This is a genomic window from Photorhabdus sp. P32, from assembly GCF_038085095.1.
Lineage (GTDB): Bacteria > Pseudomonadota > Gammaproteobacteria > Enterobacterales > Enterobacteriaceae > Photorhabdus > Photorhabdus luminescens.
The window spans coordinates 1-845 of sequence record NZ_JAZGJN010000071.1 but is presented as its reverse complement, the minus strand read 5'-3'; the positions used below and the strand labels follow the sequence as shown (position 1 = coordinate 845).

Genomic DNA, 845 nt, shown 5'->3' with positions numbered 1-845 from the left:
GAACTGACACAGCGCGAACATGCCCGTGCGAAACGCATCGAGCGGTGCATTGCGCGATGCCAGGACGGTGACGGCGGTGCCGAAGTCATCCTTGAGCGTCGCACTTTTGCCTGGTAGCGTGACGGAGGCGTCGATGCTCGCCTTGATACTCGTTGCCGTGTCCGGGGGCGGCTCGGCGCAGAAACGCGGTTGCGGATGCGCTGGTGCAGCAACAATGACCGTGCGCCTGTCGGCTGATAGCGACACCGTTCGCACGACTTCGCCGATGTCGTCTTCGACCACGGGGCGATTGAAGAACGTGCCAGCCGTTGCGGCGCAACCGGCCAACCCGCAAAGAACAGCAAGCATGAAAAAGACACGGAACATGGCGGCTCCTGGTGCGACCCCGCGCGTCGCTCGGGTAGTCAGCCTGTCAGACTCGCGCGCCGTGCGGGCGTGCCCCGAATTTCCCCGTTGCTTGCGCTTGCACAAACCTGTTGTCAGGCCAGGGTTTCCCGCTAGAATATCGCCACATTTCCTTTCCCGGCCCGACTTCATGACTTCGCCACGCCAGTTCCAGTTCAAATCGATCAACTACACCGGCCTGCAGCCGGGCCCGCGCGTCATCATCATGGGCGCGACCCACGGCAACGAGGTGTGCGGCACCAAAGCCATCCGGCGCGTGATGGACGAGATCGACAGCGGCGCGCTGCACATTGCTGCCGGCAGCCTGACGTTCGTCCCGATCGTCAATCCGCTGGCGTATCAGCAGGTCACGCGCAATGGCGACCGCAACCTGAACCGCGACCTGTTCCCGAAGGCCAATCCACAGGATTTCGAAGACCAGATCGCGAACTGGCTGTGTC

The 845-nt window shown here is 62.8% G+C and carries 2 protein-coding genes; one reads left to right on the top strand and one right to left on the bottom strand.

Annotated elements, in window-relative coordinates:
- The coding region (locus V2H77_RS00270; RefSeq protein ID WP_341497208.1) for a hypothetical protein at positions 1–366 on the bottom strand (366 nt) is incomplete at its 3' end.
- Between the two features lie 169 nt (positions 367–535).
- Here V2H77_RS00270 and V2H77_RS00265 point away from each other — a divergent pair.
- Positions 536–845 (top strand): succinylglutamate desuccinylase/aspartoacylase family protein (locus V2H77_RS00265; RefSeq protein WP_341497207.1); only part of this gene is annotated, 310 nt, incomplete at its 3' end.